Origin of the sequence: Cyclobacterium sp. 1_MG-2023 (assembly GCF_030546805.1) — a bacterium.
Classification (GTDB): domain Bacteria; phylum Bacteroidota; class Bacteroidia; order Cytophagales; family Cyclobacteriaceae; genus Cyclobacterium.
This window is the reverse complement of the sequence record NZ_JAUOPC010000003.1, coordinates 190,521-213,046: the sequence shown is the minus strand read 5'-3', so window position 1 is coordinate 213,046 and position 22,526 is coordinate 190,521. Positions and strand designations below refer to the sequence as shown.

Annotated in this window: 18 protein-coding genes; 9 read left to right on the top strand and 9 right to left on the bottom strand. The window is 38.4% G+C overall.

Annotation, left to right across the window (positions count from 1 at the left end; all coding sequences use genetic code 11):
• Positions 1 to 1,878, top strand: coding sequence for a monovalent cation:proton antiporter-2 (CPA2) family protein (locus tag Q4534_RS05540; protein ID WP_303612174.1), 1,878 nt, complete (start codon positions 1 to 3; stop codon positions 1,876 to 1,878).
• 414 nt (positions 1,879 to 2,292) lie between these two features.
• Here Q4534_RS05540 and Q4534_RS05535 read toward each other — a convergent pair whose 3' ends face one another.
• The 4 genes from Q4534_RS05535 to Q4534_RS05520 form a co-directional block, all read right to left on the bottom strand.
• On the bottom strand, positions 2,293 to 2,616 hold the full coding sequence (locus Q4534_RS05535) for a YbjQ family protein (protein WP_303612173.1): 324 nt from the start codon (positions 2,614 to 2,616) through the stop codon (positions 2,293 to 2,295).
• A gap of 246 nt (positions 2,617 to 2,862) precedes the next feature.
• The gene (locus tag Q4534_RS05530) at positions 2,863 to 3,381 is read right to left on the bottom strand and encodes a TonB family protein (protein ID WP_303612172.1); all 519 of its coding nucleotides are present in this window, start codon (positions 3,379 to 3,381) and stop codon (positions 2,863 to 2,865) included.
• Positions 3,382 to 3,824: 443 nt separating this feature from the next.
• Positions 3,825 to 4,694, bottom strand: coding sequence for a polysaccharide deacetylase family protein (locus Q4534_RS05525; RefSeq protein WP_303612171.1), 870 nt, complete (start codon positions 4,692 to 4,694; stop codon positions 3,825 to 3,827).
• 565 nt (positions 4,695 to 5,259) lie between these two features.
• Positions 5,260 to 5,688: a VOC family protein gene (locus Q4534_RS05520; RefSeq protein ID WP_303612170.1), complete on the bottom strand. Its 429-nt coding sequence runs from the start codon at positions 5,686 to 5,688 to the stop codon at positions 5,260 to 5,262.
• 383 nt (positions 5,689 to 6,071) lie between these two features.
• Here Q4534_RS05520 and Q4534_RS05515 point away from each other — a divergent pair, with 383 nt between their 5' ends.
• From Q4534_RS05515 to Q4534_RS05505, 3 genes are all read left to right on the top strand, one after another.
• On the top strand, positions 6,072 to 7,049 hold the full coding sequence (locus Q4534_RS05515; RefSeq protein ID WP_303612169.1) for a GlxA family transcriptional regulator: 978 nt from the start codon (positions 6,072 to 6,074) through the stop codon (positions 7,047 to 7,049).
• Positions 7,050 to 7,323: 274 nt separating this feature from the next.
• Complete coding sequence (locus Q4534_RS05510) at positions 7,324 to 8,496, top strand: DUF1343 domain-containing protein (RefSeq protein WP_303612168.1); 1,173 nt, start codon at positions 7,324 to 7,326, stop codon at positions 8,494 to 8,496.
• Between the two features lie 135 nt (positions 8,497 to 8,631).
• Positions 8,632 to 9,339, top strand: a complete 708-nt coding sequence (locus Q4534_RS05505; RefSeq protein ID WP_303612167.1) for an SIMPL domain-containing protein — start codon at positions 8,632 to 8,634, stop codon at positions 9,337 to 9,339.
• On the opposite strand, the gene Q4534_RS05500 is transcribed toward Q4534_RS05505, so the two are convergent.
• The 4 genes from Q4534_RS05500 to Q4534_RS05485 all read right to left on the bottom strand — a co-directional run bounded on the left by Q4534_RS05500 (position 9,336) and on the right by Q4534_RS05485 (position 13,062).
• The gene (locus Q4534_RS05500) at positions 9,336 to 11,006 is read right to left on the bottom strand and encodes a DUF6909 family protein (protein ID WP_303612166.1); all 1,671 of its coding nucleotides are present in this window, start codon (positions 11,004 to 11,006) and stop codon (positions 9,336 to 9,338) included. The genes Q4534_RS05505 and Q4534_RS05500 overlap by 4 nt on opposite strands.
• Positions 11,007 to 11,152: 146 nt before the next feature.
• Complete coding sequence (locus tag Q4534_RS05495) at positions 11,153 to 11,419, bottom strand: hypothetical protein (protein ID WP_303612165.1); 267 nt, start codon at positions 11,417 to 11,419, stop codon at positions 11,153 to 11,155.
• 1 nt (position 11,420) lies between these two features.
• Positions 11,421 to 12,479, bottom strand: a complete 1,059-nt coding sequence (locus Q4534_RS05490; RefSeq protein ID WP_303612164.1) for a PA0069 family radical SAM protein — start codon at positions 12,477 to 12,479, stop codon at positions 11,421 to 11,423.
• A gap of 37 nt (positions 12,480 to 12,516) precedes the next feature.
• Positions 12,517 to 13,062, bottom strand: a complete 546-nt coding sequence (locus Q4534_RS05485) for a class I SAM-dependent methyltransferase (RefSeq protein WP_014022751.1) — start codon at positions 13,060 to 13,062, stop codon at positions 12,517 to 12,519.
• Positions 13,063 to 13,331: 269 nt separating this feature from the next.
• Between Q4534_RS05485 and Q4534_RS05480 the strand changes: the two genes are divergently transcribed.
• The 5 genes from Q4534_RS05480 (at position 13,332) to Q4534_RS05460 (ending at position 21,063) form a co-directional block, all read left to right on the top strand.
• Positions 13,332 to 15,014, top strand: a complete 1,683-nt coding sequence (locus tag Q4534_RS05480; protein ID WP_303612163.1) for an amidohydrolase family protein — start codon at positions 13,332 to 13,334, stop codon at positions 15,012 to 15,014.
• Positions 15,007 to 16,377 carry an amidohydrolase family protein gene (locus tag Q4534_RS05475; RefSeq protein WP_303612162.1) on the top strand — a complete coding sequence of 457 codons (1,371 nt, stop codon included), beginning with the start codon at positions 15,007 to 15,009 and terminating at the stop codon, positions 16,375 to 16,377. The genes Q4534_RS05480 and Q4534_RS05475 overlap by 8 nt, the downstream gene beginning before the upstream one ends.
• A gap of 51 nt (positions 16,378 to 16,428) precedes the next feature.
• Complete coding sequence (locus tag Q4534_RS05470; protein WP_303612161.1) at positions 16,429 to 17,718, top strand: amidohydrolase family protein; 1,290 nt, start codon at positions 16,429 to 16,431, stop codon at positions 17,716 to 17,718.
• Positions 17,719 to 17,789: 71 nt separating this feature from the next.
• Positions 17,790 to 18,950, top strand: coding sequence for a C40 family peptidase (locus Q4534_RS05465; RefSeq protein WP_303612160.1), 1,161 nt, complete (start codon positions 17,790 to 17,792; stop codon positions 18,948 to 18,950).
• 7 nt (positions 18,951 to 18,957) lie between these two features.
• Positions 18,958 to 21,063: a M28 family peptidase gene (locus tag Q4534_RS05460; RefSeq protein ID WP_303612159.1), complete on the top strand. Its 2,106-nt coding sequence runs from the start codon at positions 18,958 to 18,960 to the stop codon at positions 21,061 to 21,063.
• Positions 21,064 to 21,310: 247 nt separating this feature from the next.
• On the opposite strand, the gene Q4534_RS05455 is transcribed toward Q4534_RS05460, so the two are convergent.
• Positions 21,311 to 22,501 carry a class I SAM-dependent RNA methyltransferase gene (locus tag Q4534_RS05455; RefSeq protein ID WP_303612158.1) on the bottom strand — a complete coding sequence of 397 codons (1,191 nt, stop codon included), beginning with the start codon at positions 22,499 to 22,501 and terminating at the stop codon, positions 21,311 to 21,313.
• Positions 22,502 to 22,526 lie beyond the last annotated feature (25 nt).

The window sequence follows — 22,526 nt, the reverse complement described above, 5'->3', positions numbered from 1 at the left end:
ATGGAGAATGGATTTTTATTTCAGGCTATCATCTACCTCTCTGCCGCCGTAGTTTGTGTGCCTCTAGCCAAAAAAGTCGGCATGGGCTCTGTCTTAGGTTATTTACTGGCTGGCATTATTATTGGCCCTTATATTTTCGGTTTTATAGGGGAAGAAGGAGAAGACATCATGCATTTTGCTGAATTTGGGGTAGTCATGATGTTATTTCTTATTGGCTTGGAACTGGAGCCTTCCAAACTGTGGAAAATGAGGCAGATGATTACCAAGGTTGGACTTTCACAAGTTTTGTTAACCACCTTAATCTTTTTTGGCTTCTTGTATTTTATAGGTACCGGGTGGAGACAATCCCTTGCCATTAGTACTTCCCTGGCGCTATCATCTACAGCCATAACCTTGCAATCGCTCAAAGAAAAAGATCAAATGAATACTGCCGCAGGAAGAAATTCTTTTGCGGTACTTTTGATGCAAGACATCGCTGTGATACCAATTCTAGCCATCTTGCCCTTAATAGCCTTGGCTGCCAGCTCAGATGTAGACATGGAACAAATGAGCCCAATTTCCCAATTCCCCGGTTGGCTGCAAACTATATTGGTTTTCGGTGCTGTCATATTAATTGTGGTAGCAGGTCGCTATGTAATCATTCCCATGCTAAGTTTGGTGGCAAAAACCAGGTTAAGAGAGCTTTTTGTTGGTGGCGCCTTGCTGGTAGTATTGGGAATTGCATTCCTTATGGAAATGGTAGGCTTGAGTCCAGCCTTAGGCACTTTTCTAGGTGGTGTAGTATTGGCCAATTCTCAGTTCAAGCATGAACTGGAAAGCGACCTGGAACCTTTCAAAGGTTTGTTGCTTGGTTTGTTTTTTATAGCAGTCGGCGCCTCCATTAATTTTGGTTTGATCAGTGAAAATGCATTGATGGTTTTTGCCATCGCCCTTTCTGTTCTGCTAATTAAGAGTCTTGTTCTCTTTGGAATAGGCAAAGTGAATAAAATTAGCACAGATCAAAACCTCATATTTGCCTTAGGTCTAAGTCAAGTCGGTGAATTTGCCTTCGTCACCTTTTCCTTTGCTACCGAATTGCATATCATGAATGCAAAAACAACAGAGATTTTTATGGCAGTCACTGCCATTAGTATGACCTTTACACCACTGTTATTATTGTTTAACGAACGGCTTCTCCTTCCCTATATAGGTACCAAAGAGAAAGACGATAAGCCTCATGATGAAATGGATGAAACCAACAAGGTTATTCTTGCAGGTTTTTCTAACTATGGCAGTACGGTTGGTAGATTTTTAAGAGCAAATGGGATAAAAGCAACCATACTGGACAACGACTCTGATCGTGTGGACCTGCTAAGGAAAATGGGATTTGAGGTTTATTATGGAGATGTTACGCGGGTAGACCTACTGGAAATGGCCGGTGCCGGGGAGGCAAAAATACTTATTTCTGCCATTAGAAATCCTGAAACCAATTACCGCTTGGTTTCTTTGGTCAAAAAGCATTTTCCAAACTTGGAACTGATGGTACGGGCAAAAGACAAAAAGGAAGCAATCGAATTAAAAGAATTAGAGGTCTCCCATGTTTACATTCAAAACCTAGAGAGTGCTGTTAAGTTGGGGAAAGATGTTCTCGTGAAACTTGGATTTCGTGCACATACTGTACATGTCTTAGGCCAGAATTTTATAAAATACGATGAAGACTCATTGGAAGAGTTGGTAAAAGTAAAACATGACAAAAATGCCTTTATCTCCACAATGAAAAAGTCCATAGAAATGCAGGAAAACTTACTTTCCTTTGAGCTAAATAAGCGCTTCAGTATTAATGATCATGCCTGGGATTCTGAAACCCAGAGAAAAGATCAGGAAAAGAATAAGGAGTAATTCAAGAATGGTCTAGTTTTCTTGGGCAGGCGCAACCACCCGAAAACTGGCCCAAGTTGAGTAAAGCATTACTTGGATATTTAATGTATATTTTTCAACCTTTATTGAGACAAGCCCTTAATTTCTCAATTGTGAGTAGTCGCCGGGTATAATAATTTGGCTAAAGCCCATTAGAAAAAAGAATGCCCTAGACTCTGGATTTAAACAATAATTCAGTAAGAATGGTATTCAAATATTCCTTGGTAATGAAATACCAGATGAGTAAATAATGATGAATTTTAGTTGTCTCTATCTTCAAAGTTTTCCCTTTCTTTGATATTGATTCGTCTGATAATCAGGAAAATGAATATTATAAAAATGACGCCCCAAAAAAACCACTGAATGCCCATAATCAGTTTTAAAAACGGGTCCATATTAAGTAAACTTTACAGCTGTTCCATAAGCTAAGATTTCGGATGCTCCTTCCATTACCATGGAGGTAGTGAGCCTTACGCTTACAATAGCATCTGCACCAAGGATCTGTGCATCCTGTACCATTCTTTGCATGGCTTGTTCCCTTGAATGGGCTTGTAATTTGGTATATTCTTCAATTTCCCCTCCAATTATGTTTTTCAGTCCGGCAAAAATATCTCGGCCAATATTTCGGGATCTTACAGTACTTCCTCTGGCTATGCCTAAGATTTCGGTTATTTCTTTTCCCGGTACTGTGTCTGTTGTGGTGATAATTATTTTATTCATTTTCTATATTGTATTTTGGATCTTCAATATTAACTTTAATTATAGACTTCGATTAAGCGGCTACCTGTATTTTCTAATATTTACATTTTTCCCTAAAGTGTCCTTCTTTTGACTGTTTACTTATGCAGTTGGGAAATAAGTTAACCTAACAACAGCAGTTAAGGTCGTATGCAAGTATAATCTCCAATAATGAATCAATTGAACGCTATCGCAATAGGGAAAAAATGTATTCATATCATTTTCAACTTAATTCACCAATTTAAATTTAAAAGGTAAATTTATCCAAACTTTTACAGGTTGCCCTGCTTTCATTGCAGGAGTAAACCGAAGGTTTTTCACCTCAAGATCTACCGGATCACTCAGCAATGGGTGTGCATGTGTGATAATCTTATGCTTTAAATATTCGCCATTTTCCCCCACGAAGACGCTGACAACTACACTGCCTTCAATTCCTGCTTCTTTGGCTTTGGAAGGGTAGCCAATAGCCTGATAAATTTCGCCTAAATTTAATGGTTTTGGATCTTCATCCACCAAAATAACATCGTTTATTGTAGGTTCTGCGTCTGTTGAATCTTTCGCTAATTTCTTTTCCAATGGCGCATTTGTATTTAGGGTATCCTTAATAGAAGTGGCCTTATTAATTGTATCTGCAAGTACAGGACGCTTTTCATTCGACTCGGTATATTCCCTTTTATCAGGATTTGAGGAGCAAGACGAAATTATCAATCCCTGTACAAAGACCATAAAAACAAGAGAAATTTTCATTGGCAGAACTATTATTTTAACTGTTTCAATTATATAAAATATAGTCCCTGACTTTCAACAACTAATTTATAAGCCAATTTAACCAAATCTTCTATAATTCTAAGACTTATCGATAAATAGCAAGAAAAATTAAATGTTAATGCCTTTTCCAGCATCTAAATTTGATTGCTCAATTACCAAGAAAAAAAAGTCAAAGTGCGGTTAACTGATAGCAAACCAAAAAATCGAGATATCCATAAAATCCCCCAACTTAAGTTGAGGGATTTTATGGGAAAGAAAAGAAAGCAGGTACTTGATGGGCCTTATAAAAATAGCCTATTTATAAAATGATGCTATTAATTTTATTAAGCTACATTGAAAATCATAATTAGCGAAAAAAAGTATCCAAGCATATTTCTCTCTATTAAGTCTTAAAAGAAAATTACTATTTTGAATTCGATTCCTTAGCCCCCGTATATTTTTTTTCTAATTTCATCCCAGGTAATCAATTGAATGTTTTGCTCCTTGAGTTTTGATTTAACCCCCTCATTGGTAAAAAAGTCAAAGTCTATCTGTCTCCATTCCGATCCAAAATTGGGATGATTTATGGTTATTCCTTTCATCTCATCATCGTCAAAAGCAGGGTGAATTAAAATCAGGTTTAACCCTCCCTCCAACTTGTCTAAAACAGTCCCATAAAAATCTGCTAGTCCTCCTTTTTCAAAATACTTGAACTCTCCCATATGCACATTATCGATAAAAAGCTCCTCTTCAAAACCAGACAGTTCCATTTCTAGGCCTACCATTTCGAAAAGCTGCTTATTAAGCACCAGGGGTAATTTGTATTTTTTCGCAATTCTACGATAGGCATCTAAAAATTCAGGCTTGGCACCGACACTATACATATGAGAATCTATATGGGTAGGTTTGATTCCAAATTTCAGGGCTCTTTCTATTTGTGCAGTAAGTTCTTTCTCAACGTGTTCAACTTTGGCATTTTGAGCTAACTTATCTCTTTTCTTAAAGAAAAAACCATTTTCATCCACTAAACTTGGAACCTCAGAAACAGGTAGAACCGGGCCAAACCGATAATTTTCCCATTCACAGGTTAAGGTCAGATGAACCCCATTGTCATATTGGGGATTATTCTTTGCAAAAATAGCCATTTCATAAAACCATGGACAAGGTACCATGATACTGTACGAATTTACAACCCCTCTTTTTAGAGATTGAATGGTTGCTCTGTTTTCAGCATGTGCAAGCCCAGCATCATCTGCATGGATTATCAAAAGCTTGGTACTTTCCGAAAAACCTAATTTTTGTGCTGCATTCATTTTAAATAAGTTCTGTAGGATTAATATTTCAATCAATAAAAAAGAAAATATACCACAGTGATACGACTCGGCTTTGACTCCACATGACTGCAAGCAGTTAGTAACAAATCGGCCAGGGATTACTATTGGTGATTTTTCCTATTATTAAAATTGGTTATTGGGTGAGCTTAAATTGGATTGGCTGCAAGTACAATTTTATCTCCTGCAACTAAAAAAGAATTATTGTGCTAAATTAGCCAAAATCCACACCTAAACCATGGAAATTCCCTGAAAAGGATGTTATAAAATGCCTAAATAGATCTATATAATATCTTGAAGATTTAGGGAAATCGCGAAAAGAATTAGACCTGATAAAAATTTTCCGCCCTTTTTTCTTCCCCAAATAAAAAATATAATTGAAAAAAGGACTTGAAAAAATTTACAATATTTCTTTCTAGGCTAACACTTCATTTTTGAAATAGTTGATTGGATTCAAAAGGCAATAAATGTGCTGATACTATTACGCATCCTACCATTTATTGCCTTAGGACCGATAAAAACTTCTAATATTTGGGTTTATGCTAAATTATTCGGCATTGGCAGGATTGTAATTCACCATCCAATTGATACCAAACTTATCGGTAAAACTTCCAAAATAATCTCCCCAAAACTGGTCTTCCATGGGCATTTCAATTTCTCCTCCTTCGGAAAGCCCATTAAAGAGTCGATCTGCTTCTTCTCTGCTTTCCGGGTGTATGGAAATATAATTTGTATTTCCTTTTGTAAGGGTCTGCCCCATGGAAGGCATGGTGTCAGAAGCCATAAGGATAGTATCTTTGCCTATGGGCAGAGAAATATGCATTACCCGGCTTTGCTCTTCTTTGGGCAATTTCTCAGCTTCAGGCGCCTCGCCCATTTTCATAAAGGCGCTAAATTCACCACCAAAAACAGATTTATAGAAGGAAAATGCTTCTTCAGCATCTCCGTCAAAATTTAAATAAGGATTGATTTTCATGATGTAGTATATTTAAATTAGTTAAATTAAAGAAGCACTTTTATTTCAACGAATGCAAGTCAACCCTATCCCCTTCATTATCAATTAACAGAAAGGTAAAACCATACTTTCCAATATTCATTTTGGACCAAAAATTTTGCACTCACCTTTATTCACTAATCCTCTTCTGTCCCATCATCTTCATAAGAAAAATAAATAGAAGATCTGTTTCCACCTGCTTTAACAACATCCATATTCTCTAAAGCTCCTTTCAAAGTTAACTGAATAGTTTTATTTTAAGGAAGGTAGAATCCGTCAATCTAACGGGTTGATTGCGACACAATCTTTATTTACCTTTCTTTAAGTAATTAGGGCCCGCATAAATTATTTTAATTAAAGAAAAGATGAAACATGTATCAATCCTTATCCCCAGAGGCCACACAAGCATGGTGAATATTAGTGGTAGCCACCAAATGCTAAATTGGGTAAACGAATTTTTTATGCAAAGTGGAAGAAAGCCACTATTTAACATTCAATTGGTTGGGCTTGAAAAACAAACAGAGCAAAGTCACGGACTTTTCATTGTCAAACCTGAAATATTAATTGACCAAGTCAATAAAACTGACCTTATCATTATACCTGCAATCCATGGTGATTTTAATCAAAACCTAAAAATAAACACCCCATTTCTTCCCTGGATCATCAACCACCATAAAAATGGTGCGGAGGTGGTCAGCCTTTGTGTGGCTTCATTTTTTCTGGCAGAAACAGGACTTTTGGATGGCAGGCAATGTTCGACACACTGGCAGTTTGCCAATGAATTTCGAAAACGTTATCCCAAAGCAGCCTTAAAAGACGATAAAATAATGACTGAGGCCGATGGTATTTATACCAGTGGTGGGGCTTATTCCTTTACCAATCTTATTTTGTATCTCATAGAAAAATTTGCCGGCAGGGATACAGCTGTGGCCGCAGCCAAAGGGTTTATGATTGATATTGACCGAAACAGTCAATCTCCCTTTATGGTATTTTCAGGACAAAAATCGCATCAAGACAGAGAGATATTGAAGGCACAGGAACATATAGAGAGTCATTTTAATGAGAAATTAGCCGTAGACAAGCTCTGTAATGAATTGGCCATTAGCAGACGAACATTTGAAAGGCGGTTTAAAAAGGCTACCGCTAACACCATTGTTGAATACCACCAAAGGGTAAAGGTGGAAGCTGCAAAAAGAGCATTGGAGTCAGGTAAAAAAAATATCAATGAAGTCATGTATGAGGTAGGATACAATGACCCTAAAGCTTTCCGAGATGTTTTTAGAAAAATCACCGATATGACCCCAATGAATTATATGAATAAGTACAGTAAAGAAGTTTTATAATTTGTGGTCCATCAAAAACCTCAGTTTTATTATCTGAGCTTTACATTTTATTCTGGTTGAATTTCTTTATCATTAGCGACGGTGTTATTCACCTTATCACAAATAAAGTATGTTCATAAAATTAAATTTACCAGCTTTGGTTCTAGCCCAATAATCCAAAAACCTTACCATTTTAATGTTGGGCTTTCCTAATTTCCTTATTATATTCAATCAAAATAATGTACTTATGCCCCTCCCATTGAAAAACCTTTGCTTAATTTTTTTCTTGCCTATAATGACTTTTTTTAACGTAGGAGCCCAAACGAGTTATGAGAAAAAAAGTAAAATTATCACCGGTGCAGATCAAACTGAACAATACCTACCTTATTTGAAAGGGAAAAAAGTAGCCATTATGGCCAACCCAACAAGCATTATTGGGGAGAGGCACTTGGTAGATAGTCTTCAGTCCCTCGGTGTGGACATAGTAAAAGTTTTTGGCCCTGAGCATGGCTTCCGAGGGAATGTGGGCGCCGGGGTTCATGTAAAAGATGAAATAGACAGCAAGACAGGCATCCCAATAGTCTCCTTATATGGGGCAAAGAGAAAGCCTTCCAAGGAGGATTTAAGCGAGGTTGACCTTTTGATATACGATTTGCAGGATGTTGGCTGTAGGTTTTATACAAACATCAATGCTTTGGTTCGCCTGATGGAGGCTTGCCAAGAGAACGATTTGGAATTGCTTATCCTTGACCGGCCAAACCCCAATGGATATTTGATAGATGGTCCGGTTTTAGACATGAAGTACAAATCCGGAATAGGACAGTTTCCCTTGCCTATGTCGCACGGTTTAACTGTGGCTGAATTTGCCTTGATGGCGAATGGTGAAGGTTGGTTAAATGACAAGTTGCAATGCAAATTGAAAATTATCCCTGTGGCCAACTATACCCATGATATGCCCTACACCCTGCCGGTATCCCCCTCTCCCAACCTAAACACCCAGCAGGCGATACTTTTGTACCCATCTACTTGTATGTTTGAGGGTACTTATGTCAACCATGGTAGGGGTACTATTTTTCCTTTTACTGTTTTCGGAAGTCCGGCCTATAAAGGCATTTATTCCTTTTCCTATACCCCAAAGAGCATAGCAGGCATGTCAAAAAGCCCATTGTTTATGGATCAAGAATGCTTTGGTCTAGATCTACGTGATTACGATACTGACTTATTGCGAGAAACCGGACAAATAAACTTAAAATGGATCATGGAACTTTATAAAAACAGTCCTGAGAAAGAAAAGTTTTTTGATGGAAGTCTCAGCAATCAAATGAATAATATTGAGATCCAAATAGGCTCAGGTCTTTTTAGGCAACAAATAATTGATGGAGTACCCGAAAGTGAAATTAGAGCAAGTTGGGAACCGGGTTTATCAAACTATAAATCAATGAGAAAGCAATACCTGCTTTACCCCTAAAGTATTGTCCATAAAATAAGGCTGTCCGAAAAAGCCAAGATGGCACTGATATTGATAAGGGAATATTGAAAATAAGCAGGCTACTTATTTTTATAAATTAAGGTTATATTAAGATTTATTTTAAAATTTTGGGTCATGAAAATTGATTGGTTAAAAACACTTCTTTTTAGTGCTGCAGTGGTTATTGCAGGTTTTTTTATTGGAAATATGCACAAGATTGGCAAGCAATATGACAGGTCAGTTCAAGTTAAGGGCCTGTCTGAAAGGGAGGTAGACGCAGACCTAGCTGTTTGGCCCATCAATATTTCATTAACTGCCAATGATTTAAATATTTTAAGCGGAGATATAGAAAAACAAAACAAGGAAGTGTACGATTTTTTTATTGCTCAAGGTTTTACCGAGGATGAGCTGACCAAGGGAAGTACTAATATTAGTGACCTTAAGGCAGATAGATACAATGCCAATGCTCAATACAGCGCCTTTAGGTACCTGGCCAAATCAGAGTTAACAGTCAGAACAAATGACTTGGCAAAACTCCAAAAAGCCCTTTCTGAATCTTTAACATTAATGTCTAAGGGGATACTATTGGAGTCGAAAAATACATGGAGACCCATTGAATATATTTTTACCGGCCTAAATGACCTGAAACCCTCAATGATTGAGGAAGCGACAAAAAATGCTCGGGAAGTGGCTGAAAAATTTGCGCGCGACTCAGATGCCAGCGTAGGCAAAATCAGAACTGCTAGACAAGGCCTATTTACGATTAATGACCGAGATGAGAATACACCTCAAATTAAAACCGTAAGAGTGGTCACTACCATCGATTTTCAATTAGAGGACTAGACTTCAGCTATTTTCTCAAGGATTTTATAGGTGATCAAATAGGCAGGTCTCACACCGTCCATACCCAATGCCCCTGAAGCCAAGGTGCTACCTGTTTCCAATGGATTGTCGGAAGCATAATAGGCGTACATCACTTTGACATTCTTTCTAATGCTATTTCTAATTTTGCTGGCGGATTGAATTGCCTTTTGATAATGGGCACCTTCCATTTCCAAGCCTGCAGCTTTCCAAGAAGACTCCATAAAATACCCCAAAACCTCCTTGTTTTGAAGAGATGTTCCCAATACTGTGATCATTGGCCCATCATAAACACCAAGCCCATAGCCTTCGAAATCACCAGGACTCAATTCATTTTTGAACGGATAATTATCAGCTGTTCCTTCAAACACATGAGCGTTTGGGATCATAATGTCGCCCTTCTTCCCTTCAAGAATCCCGGCTTTACCCATGATAGATGTACTGATAATATTCAGTGGAATCTTCTTCTCACCCAGTTCATAGGGCTTCAACAATTCATCAAAACATTCATAGGCTTGTTCTCCAAAGGCATAATCCATCACTATCAAAACCGGCTTCTTCTTTTTATTCTCAGGAAGTTTTACCCCCGGAATAAGAGCTTCGGATACCATCTTATCTGTATCAATAATTTGAACACCAATATTAGTACCTGAGGAATCAGGTAATTGTATCAAACCGTGTTTTAGTGCATAGGCTAAGACTTCTTTGCCCTTATTTCCCTTACCATTGACACTTATTTTTAAAGCCATTTCCTCAATGGTTTCGTAATCCTCAAGTCCAAAAGCTTGGTATCCATAAATGGTATTAAGCACACTGTGTAGATTGGCGCTAATCACATGTATAGGTCTGTCCAATAAATCATGTTCTTGTAAAACGGCTTTGATATTGTTGGCCCAAGATTCCCCGTAAACATGGTGTCCTACCCTTTCTCTCAAAGTGGCCGAAAATGAAATTTCTCTATCACGGTCTTCTATCATTTCTTCCATGGATAATCTTCCCATATGGTAAATGATAGAAAAAAGACTGTTGCTATTTTGGGAGTTACCAAACTTCTGTACAGCTTGTTTGGTTTCTTCAAATGTTCTGCCGGTAATGTGGCTTAAGTAAGAGCAGGCAGCTTCCTTATTGTATTCCTCACCCTTTATCTCTTTCTCTACGACCTCCTTGAGTTTTTTCCAGTTGAGGTTAATTCTTCCTTTGGGATCAGTACTGTTTTTTCGGATTTTTTCTGACTCTATGTATAAAAAAGTAAGGTGGGTAAGGATGTCATAAATATCACTTTTCCCTCGTGTCATCTCCACATACATCTGTTCTTCATCTACCCTGTAACAATTCCGCTTCCGCTTGGAGGGCACCAAGGGCATAAACCCTGAATCTTCATAACCTTCCCTACTAATTAAGCGAATGTATCGGCATTCCTCAATGCCCTGAGGTAGCCTTTCCATTACATACAATAAGCCTTCTAATTCAAGCTTTTCAGTATCATTGACCAAACCATAAATTTCCGGGCTGAGGGTAAGTAAAGCATCCACCAAGGACTCCCCTGAAACTCCTGTAGGTTTGTAATTGCCCCGCATAAAAAGATGCCGCATGGTGATGTACAAACGTTCTATGGCTGCTCTGGATTCCTGTGCTTTGGTCCTTTTCATACTGTTATGATTTAAAAATTAGGTAAAACTACAAAATTATATGCTGCTTAAAGAAAAGCAGTAAGGGATTTGATTAAATATAACCTTTTCCTAATCTGATTAAATCAACGTGAACCTTACAATTTACTGAAGGAGTTAATTTATATTTATAGCCCAATGGTATTTCCACCCAGCTTAATTTTATTGCCTTCCTCCATTGCACTTTTGCTAAGGTTATTTCCCTCATTTTCTAAAGCTATACACCCTTTTTCATGCAACCAATTCACTGCTTTATACTCTTCATCCAGGAAACTTTGCCAGTCGGTAGGATATATCCACTTCAATACTTCTGTGGGACAAAAAGCGTTGCCCTTTTTTCTTTTGGCCATTTCCATGGTGGCCTGTACCAATATTCCTTTATCAAGATAGTCCATACTAAAAAAGTTTTGTTTGTCCATTACCTATAAATTGATTGAAATCAAAAGCAGGCATTTTTGAGCCTTTGGGGAGATACTTCCTGATGGAAAGTTTCACCAGGTCTGAAATTGTTTTGGCCAGAACCCCATCACCTTTAAGCCTCCTTCCCCAAGCAGTATCATTTGGATTCCCACCATGCAAGGATTCTATTTGATGCATTACCTTTTCTGCTCGGTCAGGAAAATGTTCCAATAGCCAGTTATGGAACAAGTCTTTTACTTGTCCATTCAACCTCACCACGGTATACCCCACTTTCATAGCACCTGCTTCGGCTGCAGATTTAATTATTTCCGGAATAGCATCTGTATTGATTCCGGGAATAATTGGAGCAACCATTATGCCAATAGGAACACCTGCTTTAGAAAATTTTCGAATGATTTCAATTTTTTTCCCAGCTATAGCGGTTCTCGGTTCTAAAAGTAGTTTTAAATCCTTATCTAGGTGATTAATAGAGAAGTAGACATGCACCAGATTTTTGCTCGCTAACTTTTTCAGCAGTTCAAAATCCCTTTCTATAAGGCTATTTTTTGTTATTATGCTTACCGGATGATTGTAGGCCAAACATGTTTCTAGGATTTTTTTGGTAAGCTGGTATTTATTTTCAGCAGGCTGGTAACAATCTGTATTACCGGAAAGCATAATCGCCTGGGCTTGGTAATTTGGCTTTTCAAATTGCTTTATCAGTTGCCCAACGATATCGGTCTTTACCAGTATTTTTGTTTCAAAGCCTAAACCGGCATCATATCCCCAATATTGATGGGAATTTCTTGCATAGCAGTAGATACAACCATGTTCACAACCTTGATAAGGATTGATAGAGTAATTTAAGGGTAAATCAGGACTGTCATTGACACTTAAGGCTGATTTACTATGGATAGATATAAACTTTGTTCGTGGGTTTTCCTCATATTTAGGGATATCAATCCCTTCTAAATGCTCTTGAACAAGGTCATTTTTTTCATACCTATTACCCGGCTGTTGGCCCGTACCTCTTCCCTTAAAATTCGCTCCTTTCATCAGAAGCAATTTATAAAATTAAGTGAGAAAAACCTTATCAGCTATTACAGACCATAATAAAAGCCGGAGGAAAATTCTTTAAGGTAAATGCTGTTTTTATGGTGCTAAAATGACTAGCAAATTGGAACCGCAACAGGTAGGAATAGCAAATTTGGATAAAATAACCGCTTGGCTTAAGCATCAGGCTACTTTTCTCATAAATAGCAGTTCTGGATTCTTTGGCAATAAGGCTAAAAGGCAAGGAAGATAAGATCAAATCAACAGGCTCTCCTTTCAGATGTTTGTCCATATTTTCTGCAGAATCACAGATAATTACCACGTTGTCTGAAGCAAATTCTTTTTTAAGATTTTCACAAAAGTGCTCACTAATCTCAAAAACATACAGGGTGGCATCTTTGTCCATCCTTTCAATTATTCCTTTAGTTATGCTGCCATCTCCTCCGCCAAGTTCTACAATGACCTTTGCACCTTTAAACTCGGCAAAAGACAACATTTTATTCACAAGGGACTTTGAACTAAATGTTACTGCGCCAGTAGTTTTAATATTGACAAACAACTCTTTAAAAAGCGAACTTTTACTCATTAGTTAATTGAATTAAACCAGGGTTTAGCTTTAAAACCTTCTGCAACTGAATTTTATAAATATTTAATTACCATCACAAATTTCAAAGTTACTAAAATCAACTTCATATAATTCATTTTTATTCAAAAAAAGAAAAATTCATTTTGATTAACTGTCATTTGTGAAAGAAAAGCTATTCTATACTTGAGGCCAATATTTAACTAATATCTATTCCTAAATTGAGTTTAAAAGCTTAATTTTAGCTTTTAGTTCAGTACAAATTCTTAAAAATGAAGTCAAAAAAACAACTCATTTTACCCTATTTTACTGCCATTGTAATATGTCTGCTTGTGAATATAAGCCAATCACCGGCGCAAAGTGACAATAATGGTGAAAAAAGGGTAACGACAAGTTATTTCCTAACAGGGGCAACAATAATCCCCTCACCGGATAAAATACTTAGCGAATATGACATTCTTTTTAAGAATGGAATTATTGTGAAAATTGGAAAAAACCTTCAGGCTCCTACAGATGCAAAAGAGATCAATGGTAAATCCCTGTTTGTATATCCCGGATTTATTGATTTCGGTAATAAAACAGGAGTCAAGGCACCTGAGCTTCCAGAAAGGCCCGATAATTTTGACTCATCCAATCCAGATCCTGAAATCGCCGGCATCCACCCTCATTTTTCCGCAGCCAAACATTATCAATTGGATGAAAACCTTGAAGAAGAATGGAGAAAACTTGGGTTTACACTGGGACAAAAACTTCCTGTGGGACAAGGAATGTTACCCGGTTCTACAGCAGTTGTTATTTATGGTAATCCTGACAACAACAATTTGCTTACAAATTTACAATCCCAGTATTTTCAATTTAGCACTATCAGGGGACTTTATCCTCACACCCAACTTGCAGTAATGGCAAAGTGGCGTGACTTGTACCAAAACACAGTCCTTCATGAAGAAAGCCTTAAGCTATATGAGGGTAATCAACACATTGGAAGAATTAAAAATGACCCTGTGCTGAATGCACTCATCCCTGTCACTCAAGGCAAGCAGACTTTATTGGTATCCGTAAATAGTGAATTGGATTTGAGAAGGGCCATTAAAATGCAAGATGAAAACAATTTTAAGCTTATTTTACTTGGCGTAAATGAGGGAAGCTCAGCAATCCCTTTACTAAAAGCCAAAGAAATCGGAGTTGTTTTAAGCTTGGATCTACCTAAGGATAGCTTCACAGATTCACTGCCAAAAGCAGAGCAAGGGGAAGATTACGAAGCCCTCATTAAACGAGGAAAAGCAGCCTACAAAGAAGCATTAACACTAGCCTCTAAGTTTGAAAAAGCCGAAATCCCTTTTGCTTTCAGCAGTCTTGGTACAGAAAAGAAAGACCTATTTAAGAACCTTAATTTAATGATTGAAAATGGGCTTTCTAAAGAAACTGCACTAGCAGCATTGACAAACAACCCAGCCAAACTTTTGGGAATAGAAAATATCAACGGCAGCATTTCTCCCGGTAAAATGGCCAATATGGTAGTGATGACCGACAGTCTTTTCTCAAAGGATGCTAAGGTAAAAATGGTCATTAGTGATGGTTACCTTTTTGATTACAGTGAAGATGCTAAATTGACTGATGCTAAAAACCAAGTTTGGAATTATGCAGCCGAAACACCGGTTGGACAATCAAAAGGAACATGGGAATTTGTTCAAAAAGATAACAAATGGGAAGGAACCATCACCTATGATAGTCCAAAAGGAACCGGAATAAAAAAATCCGAAATGAAAGACTTATTGAAGACCGAGGATGCTTTGTCATTTTCATTTACGGTTGAAACCAACGAGGAAGTCTTGGAGGTAACGGTATCAGGAGACTTAGATCCAGACAAGTTTGAAGGCAAAATGAATATCAAGGGCTATAATCAGTTTACTGTAAAAGCTTCCAAAAAAGTAAAACCGAATAAAAACCATGAATAAAAAATTACTACTACTGGCTGGTTTAATAATTTGGTTGGGTACAGAAGGTTTCTCTCAGAAAAATCCTGTCGCAGACGTTTTGATAAAAAACGCCCACGTCATTACCATTACCAATGGCACCCTAGAAGACACAGATGTACTCATTCAAGATGGGATAATTAAAGAAATCGGTGCCAATTTGAAGGCCAAAAAAAACATTCCAGTCGTGGATGCTACCGGACAATATTTAATGCCCGGGATAATAGATGCACATTCCCACCTGGCACTTGAGATCATCAATGAAGCCAGCAGTCCCATAACATCAGAGGTTCAAATGAGGGATGTAATCGATCCATTCGATATTTCTATATACAGGGCTTTGGCCGGAGGAACCACCATATCTCATGCTATGCATGGATCTGCCAATGTAATTGGAGGACAAAATGTAACCCTAAAGCTCCGTTACGGAACAGCTGATCCCGAAAAACTGATAATGGAAGAGGCACCACGTACCATTAAATTTGCACTAGGAGAAAATCCAACAAGGGTACACGGAATAGGCAAGAACCTTCAACCCAGGTCCAGAATGGGCGTAGAAGCCGTCATCCGAAACGGCTTTGAAGAAGCCCTGCAATACAAGAGAGTTTGGGCTAAGTGGGAAAAAGACAAGCAAGACAAAAAGATAAATTCCACCCCACCAAAGTATAATTCCAGACTGCAAACGCTTGTAGACATTTTGGAAGGTGAAATTATTATTCATTGCCACTCCTATAGGGCTGATGAAATTTATATGCTAATCCAAGTTTGCCAGGAATATGGCATAGACAAAATTGTCTTTTCGCATGTAAATGAAGGATTTAAGGTAGCACCGGAACTGGCAAAATACACCATGGGAGCTTCTGTATTTTCGGATTGGTGGGCTTACAAGTTTGAGGTGTATTATTCCACAGCTTACAATGCGGCCATACTTACAAAAAATGGGGTGGTCACCTCCATTAACTCAGACTCAGATGAGCTAATTCGTCACCTCTATCATGAGGCAGCAAAAACGCAGCGATATGGAGGACTTTCTGATGATGAAGCCTTGGCCTTGATTACCATAAACCCAGCAAAACAATTAGGAATTGACCAATTTGTAGGATCCATTGAGGTGGGAAAACAGGCTGATTTGGTATTGTTTGACAAACATCCACTTTCTATATATGCCATTCCTCAGATTACTTGGGTAGATGGTGTCAAATATTTTGATAGAGCATCTGATGAGGCCGATCAAAGACTAAAGATCAACGTAAAAAGATCCCCTGATCCATTTCTTTTAAGTACAGGCACACACAACTGCATGCAGGATGTTGACATGTTGTTTACTGAAAATCAACACTATTAATTGTTTACAATGAAGAGACTGCTCAATTTCCTTTGCAAAAATAAAATTTCAATGAAAGCGTTTAAGTTGTTTTTAGGGCTCTGTTTTTTATTACTAAATCAGGGTTTGATTGCTCAGATCGAAGGCGAAGTTATCAAACCTTTCAAGGCCAATTTCTTGCTAACCAATGCAACAATCTATACCGTAACTAACGGGGTTTTGGAAAATCATGACTTACTAATAGAAAATGGACTAATAAAAGTCATTGGTAGAGACCTTCCTGAGCAAAACCATACCATTATTGACTGTTCAGGCAAATTCATTTATCCCGGTTTTATAGATGGAGGTACCAGTTTGGGAATAGTGGAAATAAACGCTTTGCGGGAAACTCAAGATTATATGGAATTGGGAAAAGTGACACCACAAATGCAAGCACTTACTGCGGTAAACCCCAATGGGGTAGCCATACCTGTTACCCGCGTTAGTGGAGTCACTACAGTGCTGACACAACCCCGAGGCGGCTATTTTCCCGGCACAGCAGCACTTATCAATCTAAATGGTTACACCCCTGAACAAATGTATGGAGGTTTTAAGGGGGTAAATATGAATTTCCCTTCAGCCGCAAGATCAGGAAGCTATGACAACCGTTCCTTATCAGATTTGAACAAGGCTGCAAAAGAATCCCTAAAGGAAATTGACGAGCTTTGGGAAAAAGCGGCAACCTACCTTTCCATCAAGAAGAAAGGCGGAGAATTAGAATATTACCCCGAAATGGAGCAAATTTCAAAGGTATTGGATAAAGAACTTCCCTTACTTATTGAAGTAAATGCTGCCCAAGATATCATTTCTGCTCTTGCTTGGGCAAAGGAAAAACAGATAACCCCTATTCTAACAGGGGTGGCTGAAGGATGGAAAGTGGCAGATAAAATTGCTGCTGCCGGAATCCCGGTCATTACAGGCCCGGTCCTGGCCTTGCCAACCCGAAATTCAGACAAATATGATGCTCCCTATAATAACCCGGCACTACTCCAAAAAGCAGGAGTTAAAATAGCCTTACGAACAATGGAAGCCGAAAATGTTAGAAACTTGCCTTTCCACGCCGGTTTTGCAGCTGCTTATGGAATGGGTACTGACGAGGCATTGAAAGCCATTACCATTAACCCCGCAGAAATGTTTGGCCTAAGTGAGCAAATGGGCTCACTTGAGGAAGGTAAAAATGCCACACTTTTTATTTCAGATGGAGATCCCTTTGAACCCAAAACTCAAATTCAACAAGTATTTATTAAGGGCTATAGAATACCTATGACCAATAGGCATATTCGGCTTTATCAAGAATTCTTGAATAGGGAAATGCAACCTTAAATTAGGGACTCTTCCTTATTATTTTATTTTAAACTTTCTCCAATCAATAGAGAATAATAGCGTATTTAGCCATGAAATACACATTTTACATTTATTTATTCTTGCTGGCTACTTTCATTGCTTGCAAAAGTGAAGACAGGAAAACAGAAATTGACAATATTATTGCCGAAGTAAAAGAAGAGTTTGCTCCGGATAAACGTGTAGCCCTATTCGATGTTCAATGGGAAGATGGCAAATTATTAGGAGAAACTAATTTACCCGAAGCCCATGATGCTTTGCTCGCAAAGTTAGCTGAAAATAATAAAGAATTTAGTGATTCCATTCAGCTACTGCCTGCCGCTGAACTAGGGACCAAACACTTGGCTTTGGTAACCAATTCCGTGGCCAATATAAGAAGTGCACCCAAACATTCTGCAGAACTTGCTACGCAAGCCCTGATGGGCACTCCCTTAAATGTTTTAAAATCAAGCGGGAATTGGTATTTGGTACAAACACCTGATGATTATATATCATGGGTAGATGCTGCAGCCATTGTATTGGTGGATCAACCAACCCTGGATAAATGGTTTGAAAAAGAAAAAGTGGTGGTCACAGAAATGATTAGTAGTATCTATAGTGATGACAAATTTGAGGACATTGTAAGTGATATCACCGCAGGAAATGTATTGGAAGTAAATGGTTATGAAAATGGAAATTATTTGGTGACCCTTCCCGATCAAAGGACGGGAGTTATTCAAGGGGATCATGCCATCAACTACGAAGTTTGGAAAAACAGCAGAAACACAAGTGACAATAATCTAATTCAGACTGCACGAGAAATGATGGGATCACCCTATCTATGGGGAGGAACTTCCCCAAAGGGAATTGATTGTAGTGGTTTCACTAAGACCATCTACTTCCTTAACGGCATGGTCATTCCTAGAGACGCCTCGCAGCAGGTCAATGAAGGTGAATTGATAGACGAGAACAAAAATTGGGAAAATTTACAAGTGGGTGACCTATTGTTTTTTGGTGTTCCCGCTACAGATACTACCAAGGAGCGTGTGGTCCATGTAGGTATGTGGATAGGTGATGGGAAATTCATTCATTCAAGAGGAAGAGTTAGAATCAGTAGTTTTGACCCTGAAGATGAGCTCTTCGATGCTGCTGAACTTAAGAGATATTTACGAACCAAACGTATCAGAAATCAACCAAGTGAGAATATTCTGACTGTTGAACAGGTGCTACAATAATTTAAACATGAAGAAATTACTTTTAATTTATTTATTTCTAGGATTGACTTTTAACCTGCAGGCTCAAAGTCGCCTTGACGGTTTTTCGGAAAGTGAAAGCAAAACTCAGACCGACTTAGAAGATTTATTTTTAAAAACGGTGGATTTCACAAGCTTTAAAAACCACCTCAAAACCATTACTGCCGATCCACACACCGCTGGTTCTAAAGCCAATGAAGTGGTAAGGGATTACCTTGTCAAGATAATGTCCAAAGCCAACTTAGACACCAAATTATATCCATTTGATGTCTATATCCCTAAAAATCCGGGTACTTCAATCGTAGAAATTGTAACCCCTAAAAGACAGCCATTGAATCAGATGGAGGACATTATTCCTGATAACCCTTACTCCTCCCACCCTGACCTCGATAAAGGCTGGAATGCTTATTCAGGTTCAGGAGATGTCACTACAGAGGTTGTTTACGCTAACTATGGAACCAAAGAAGATTTTGAGAAACTGGAAGAGCTTGGGATTAATATTCAAGGTAAAATAGTATTGGCCAGGTATGGTAGAAACTTCCGTGGATTTAAGGCAAAATATGCAGAACAATATGGCGCTGCAGGTGTCCTGATATACACAGACCCTAAAGATTATGGATTCAGTAAAGGATTGGTATACCCGGAAGGCAATAATTACAGTGAGAGTGCCATTCAAAGAGGTTCTGTATTGACTGAAACGTTTACGGGCGACCCTCTGACACCCTTTGAACCTGCTTTGCCACTGGATGGAAAAACTAAAGTAAAGCGTCTTGACCCCAAAGAAACAAATTTACATACAATTCCTGTGACACCTATCGGCTATGGGTCTGCCAAAGAAATCATGGCTTTGATGAAAGGTAAGCCGGTACCGAGCGGTTGGCAAGGAGGGCTCCCATTTACCTACAGATTAGATGGAGGACCTGCTTTAAAAGTTAGGTTAGCAGTATCTCAACCCAAGGAAATTGTCCGAATCAATAATGTAATAGGTACAGTAAAAGGCAGCATGTATCCGGACGAATGGATCATATTAGGTTGCCATTACGATGCTTGGGCTTTTGGTACCACGGATCCTGGAAGCGGTACAGCCATGCTTTTAACCTTGTCTGAAGCATTGGGTAAGCTGGTAGATGAAGGATTTAGCCCTAAAAGGTCTATTATGATTGCTCATTGGGATGGTGAAGAATATGGGGTCATTGGATCAACAGAATGGGTAGAGCAGATGAAGGAAGATCTGGGAAGCAAGGCCGTGGCCTACCTTAATTTTGATGCAGGCGTATCCGGAAGAAATTTTGGGGGAGCTGCTGCTCCAAGTTTGAAGAAAATAATGATGGATGCTGCTAAAAAAGTCACCTATCCCGACTCGTCCAAAACAGTCTTTGACATGTGGACCAAAGACGGTGAAAATCTTCCTATTGGTAATCTAGGTGGTGGATCTGATCATATTGGTTTTTACATGCATACAGGAGTACCCTCAATGAGTGGAGGTACCGGAGGAAAAACGCTTTATCATACCAATTACGATGATTTTAATTTCTATGAAAAGTTTATTGATCCAAGTTTGAAAATGGGCGGTGCAGTTGCCCAATGGGCAGGGATAATGTCTTTGAAACTGGCAAATGCCACTTTAATACCTTATGATACTCCCATATATGCAGAAGACTTGCGGAAACATTTCGCTACAGCTACCGAAAAAATCAAAACCTATTTTCCGGAATTTTCCGGCTTTCAGCAATCAGAAGCTGCCATCCAATCCTTAGCGGAAACTACAAATTCACTCAGGCAACTAATGCCCAAAGTTCTAGACCAAGGCAAATTCAAGAAAAAAGAGGTAAAACAAATCAATTCGGCCCTAATCCAACTTGAAAAAAGCTTTATTTATAAAGAAGGAATGCCATTTGGACATTGGTATCTTTCATTATACGCCTCTTCTGATCCTTATAGTGGTTATGCATCTTGGATTCTTCCGGCTATTGAATATCAGATTGCAAACAGCAAAACCGAAAATTTGGACCATTGGGATGAAGTATATGCCAATGCCATTTTAGACCTGAATCAAAAAGTAAAGGCCATCAGTCTAAAATTAAAAAGTCTATAAGCGAACCCCGACTACAGGTTATAAGTTAAAAAGTCTATTCATAAAATTAAAAAAACGGAGTTGTAGCCATCAATGCCAACAACTCCGTTTTTATTTCCGAAAAATGATATTAAAAACAACACCATTTCCTAAGATCTCCTTTTCTTAAATAGCCACCTGAAGTGCTATTATTGATGGGAAAACCATAGGTTTTAGTGAAGAAGCTATCTATTAAAGTAGCTTTATTGAAGCCTGTAGGAGCAATCGCCTAACTATTATTTTCAGGCTTTTTATAAGAGACCGTTTTTGATCCTTTGTACAATTCAAATACAAGAAGTCTGCAGTCGATGGTCCCATTATAAAATGGAATTCTTCTTTTAGGTTTCAATCCAATCCGCTTACCCAAATCGAGATTTCCTGTAAAAACCAAGCCAATATAACCCGAACAGCTTTTTTTCATAAAATCACCAATTTCTCTGTAGGTCAATTCAAGTTCTTCTTCCTCCCCTAGCCTTTCGCCATACTCCGGGTTAAAAAAGACGGCTCCTTTGTCTGCTTCCGGTATGGTTGCTTCTCTAAAATCACAAACTTCAAACTGAATATATTCGGCAACTCCTGCTTCTCTGGCATTAGCTTTACTGGCATTTATAGCCCTTTCACTTATATCTGAAGCAATAATAGGGAAATCGGGACTTGGTTTTATCTTCTCTTCTAAATCCTTCTTCAAACCATAATATACGCCGGCATCATAACCATTGATGTACATAAAGGCATAATCGTCCCTAAATAAGCCGGGGAACCTGTTCGTAGCCATTAAAGTGGCTTCTATGGCAACAGTCCCTGAACCACACATAGGGTTGACAAAGGGACTGTTTTGATCCCAACCGGAGGCTACTAGGGAGGCAGCCGCAAGAGACTCCATCATGGGAGCACTTCCCGGGATTTTCCTATAACCATGTTTGATTAGGGTGTCCCCCGAGGTGTTGATATAAATGCTAGCTTGGTCTCCTTTCCAAAAAAACTGAAAAACAGCCTCATCTAAATTAGATCCTGAATCCGGCCTTTCGCCGAACTTGTCTCTAAACCTATCCGCAATGGCATCCTTTATTTTCACATTGACAAACAAGGGATTATCAACAGTTTCATGCTTTACATTGCTTATAACTGAGAAATAACCATCCGTTTCTATATATTCTTCCCAAGGCAATTCATTGATAACCTTGTAAAGGTCTTTAATGTGATCTAAAGGAAAGCTATGGATTTCATACAAAACATGACTGGCTGTTCTTAAGTGCATATTTAAAAAAATACAATCATTCAAGCTGCCTCTCAATGCTACATGAGTTCGGAAAACCCCATCGATTTTAAAATTCAAAGCCTGTAATTCGGCTTCTAAAAATGGCGCATTCCTGTCGTAACAAGTAATGACTATTTTTCCTTCCTTAGTAAAATCTATCATGATGCAAATATACCTTAAAAAATTG

What these genes read in the sequence shown, in the direction of transcription:
- Q4534_RS05470 (WP_303612161.1), top strand. Translation starts at nt 16,429, where the DNA reads ATGAAAGCGTTTAAGTTGTTTTTAGGGCTCTGTTTTTTATTACTAAAT.
- Q4534_RS05530 (WP_303612172.1), bottom strand. Translation starts at nt 3,381, where the DNA reads ATGAAAATTTCTCTTGTTTTTATGGTCTTTGTACAGGGATTGATAATT.
- Q4534_RS05485 (WP_014022751.1), bottom strand. Translation starts at nt 13,062, where the DNA reads ATGAGTAAAAGTTCGCTTTTTAAAGAGTTGTTTGTCAATATTAAAACT.
- Q4534_RS05510 (WP_303612168.1), top strand. Translation starts at nt 7,324, where the DNA reads ATGACTTTTTTTAACGTAGGAGCCCAAACGAGTTATGAGAAAAAAAGT.
- Q4534_RS05490 (WP_303612164.1), bottom strand. Translation starts at nt 12,479, where the DNA reads ATGAAAGGAGCGAATTTTAAGGGAAGAGGTACGGGCCAACAGCCGGGT.
- Q4534_RS05540 (WP_303612174.1), top strand. Translation starts at nt 1, where the DNA reads ATGGAGAATGGATTTTTATTTCAGGCTATCATCTACCTCTCTGCCGCC.
- Q4534_RS05515 (WP_303612169.1), top strand. Translation starts at nt 6,072, where the DNA reads ATGAAACATGTATCAATCCTTATCCCCAGAGGCCACACAAGCATGGTG.
- Q4534_RS05525 (WP_303612171.1), bottom strand. Translation starts at nt 4,694, where the DNA reads ATGAATGCAGCACAAAAATTAGGTTTTTCGGAAAGTACCAAGCTTTTG.
- Q4534_RS05480 (WP_303612163.1), top strand. Translation starts at nt 13,332, where the DNA reads ATGAAGTCAAAAAAACAACTCATTTTACCCTATTTTACTGCCATTGTA.
- Q4534_RS05520 (WP_303612170.1), bottom strand. Translation starts at nt 5,688, where the DNA reads ATGAAAATCAATCCTTATTTAAATTTTGACGGAGATGCTGAAGAAGCA.
- Q4534_RS05455 (WP_303612158.1), bottom strand. Translation starts at nt 22,501, where the DNA reads ATGATAGATTTTACTAAGGAAGGAAAAATAGTCATTACTTGTTACGAC.
- Q4534_RS05475 (WP_303612162.1), top strand. Translation starts at nt 15,007, where the DNA reads ATGAATAAAAAATTACTACTACTGGCTGGTTTAATAATTTGGTTGGGT.
- Q4534_RS05460 (WP_303612159.1), top strand. Translation starts at nt 18,958, where the DNA reads ATGAAGAAATTACTTTTAATTTATTTATTTCTAGGATTGACTTTTAAC.
- Q4534_RS05500 (WP_303612166.1), bottom strand. Translation starts at nt 11,006, where the DNA reads ATGAAAAGGACCAAAGCACAGGAATCCAGAGCAGCCATAGAACGTTTG.
- Q4534_RS05465 (WP_303612160.1), top strand. Translation starts at nt 17,790, where the DNA reads ATGAAATACACATTTTACATTTATTTATTCTTGCTGGCTACTTTCATT.
- Q4534_RS05505 (WP_303612167.1), top strand. Translation starts at nt 8,632, where the DNA reads ATGAAAATTGATTGGTTAAAAACACTTCTTTTTAGTGCTGCAGTGGTT.
- Q4534_RS05495 (WP_303612165.1), bottom strand. Translation starts at nt 11,419, where the DNA reads ATGGACTATCTTGATAAAGGAATATTGGTACAGGCCACCATGGAAATG.
- Q4534_RS05535 (WP_303612173.1), bottom strand. Translation starts at nt 2,616, where the DNA reads ATGAATAAAATAATTATCACCACAACAGACACAGTACCGGGAAAAGAA.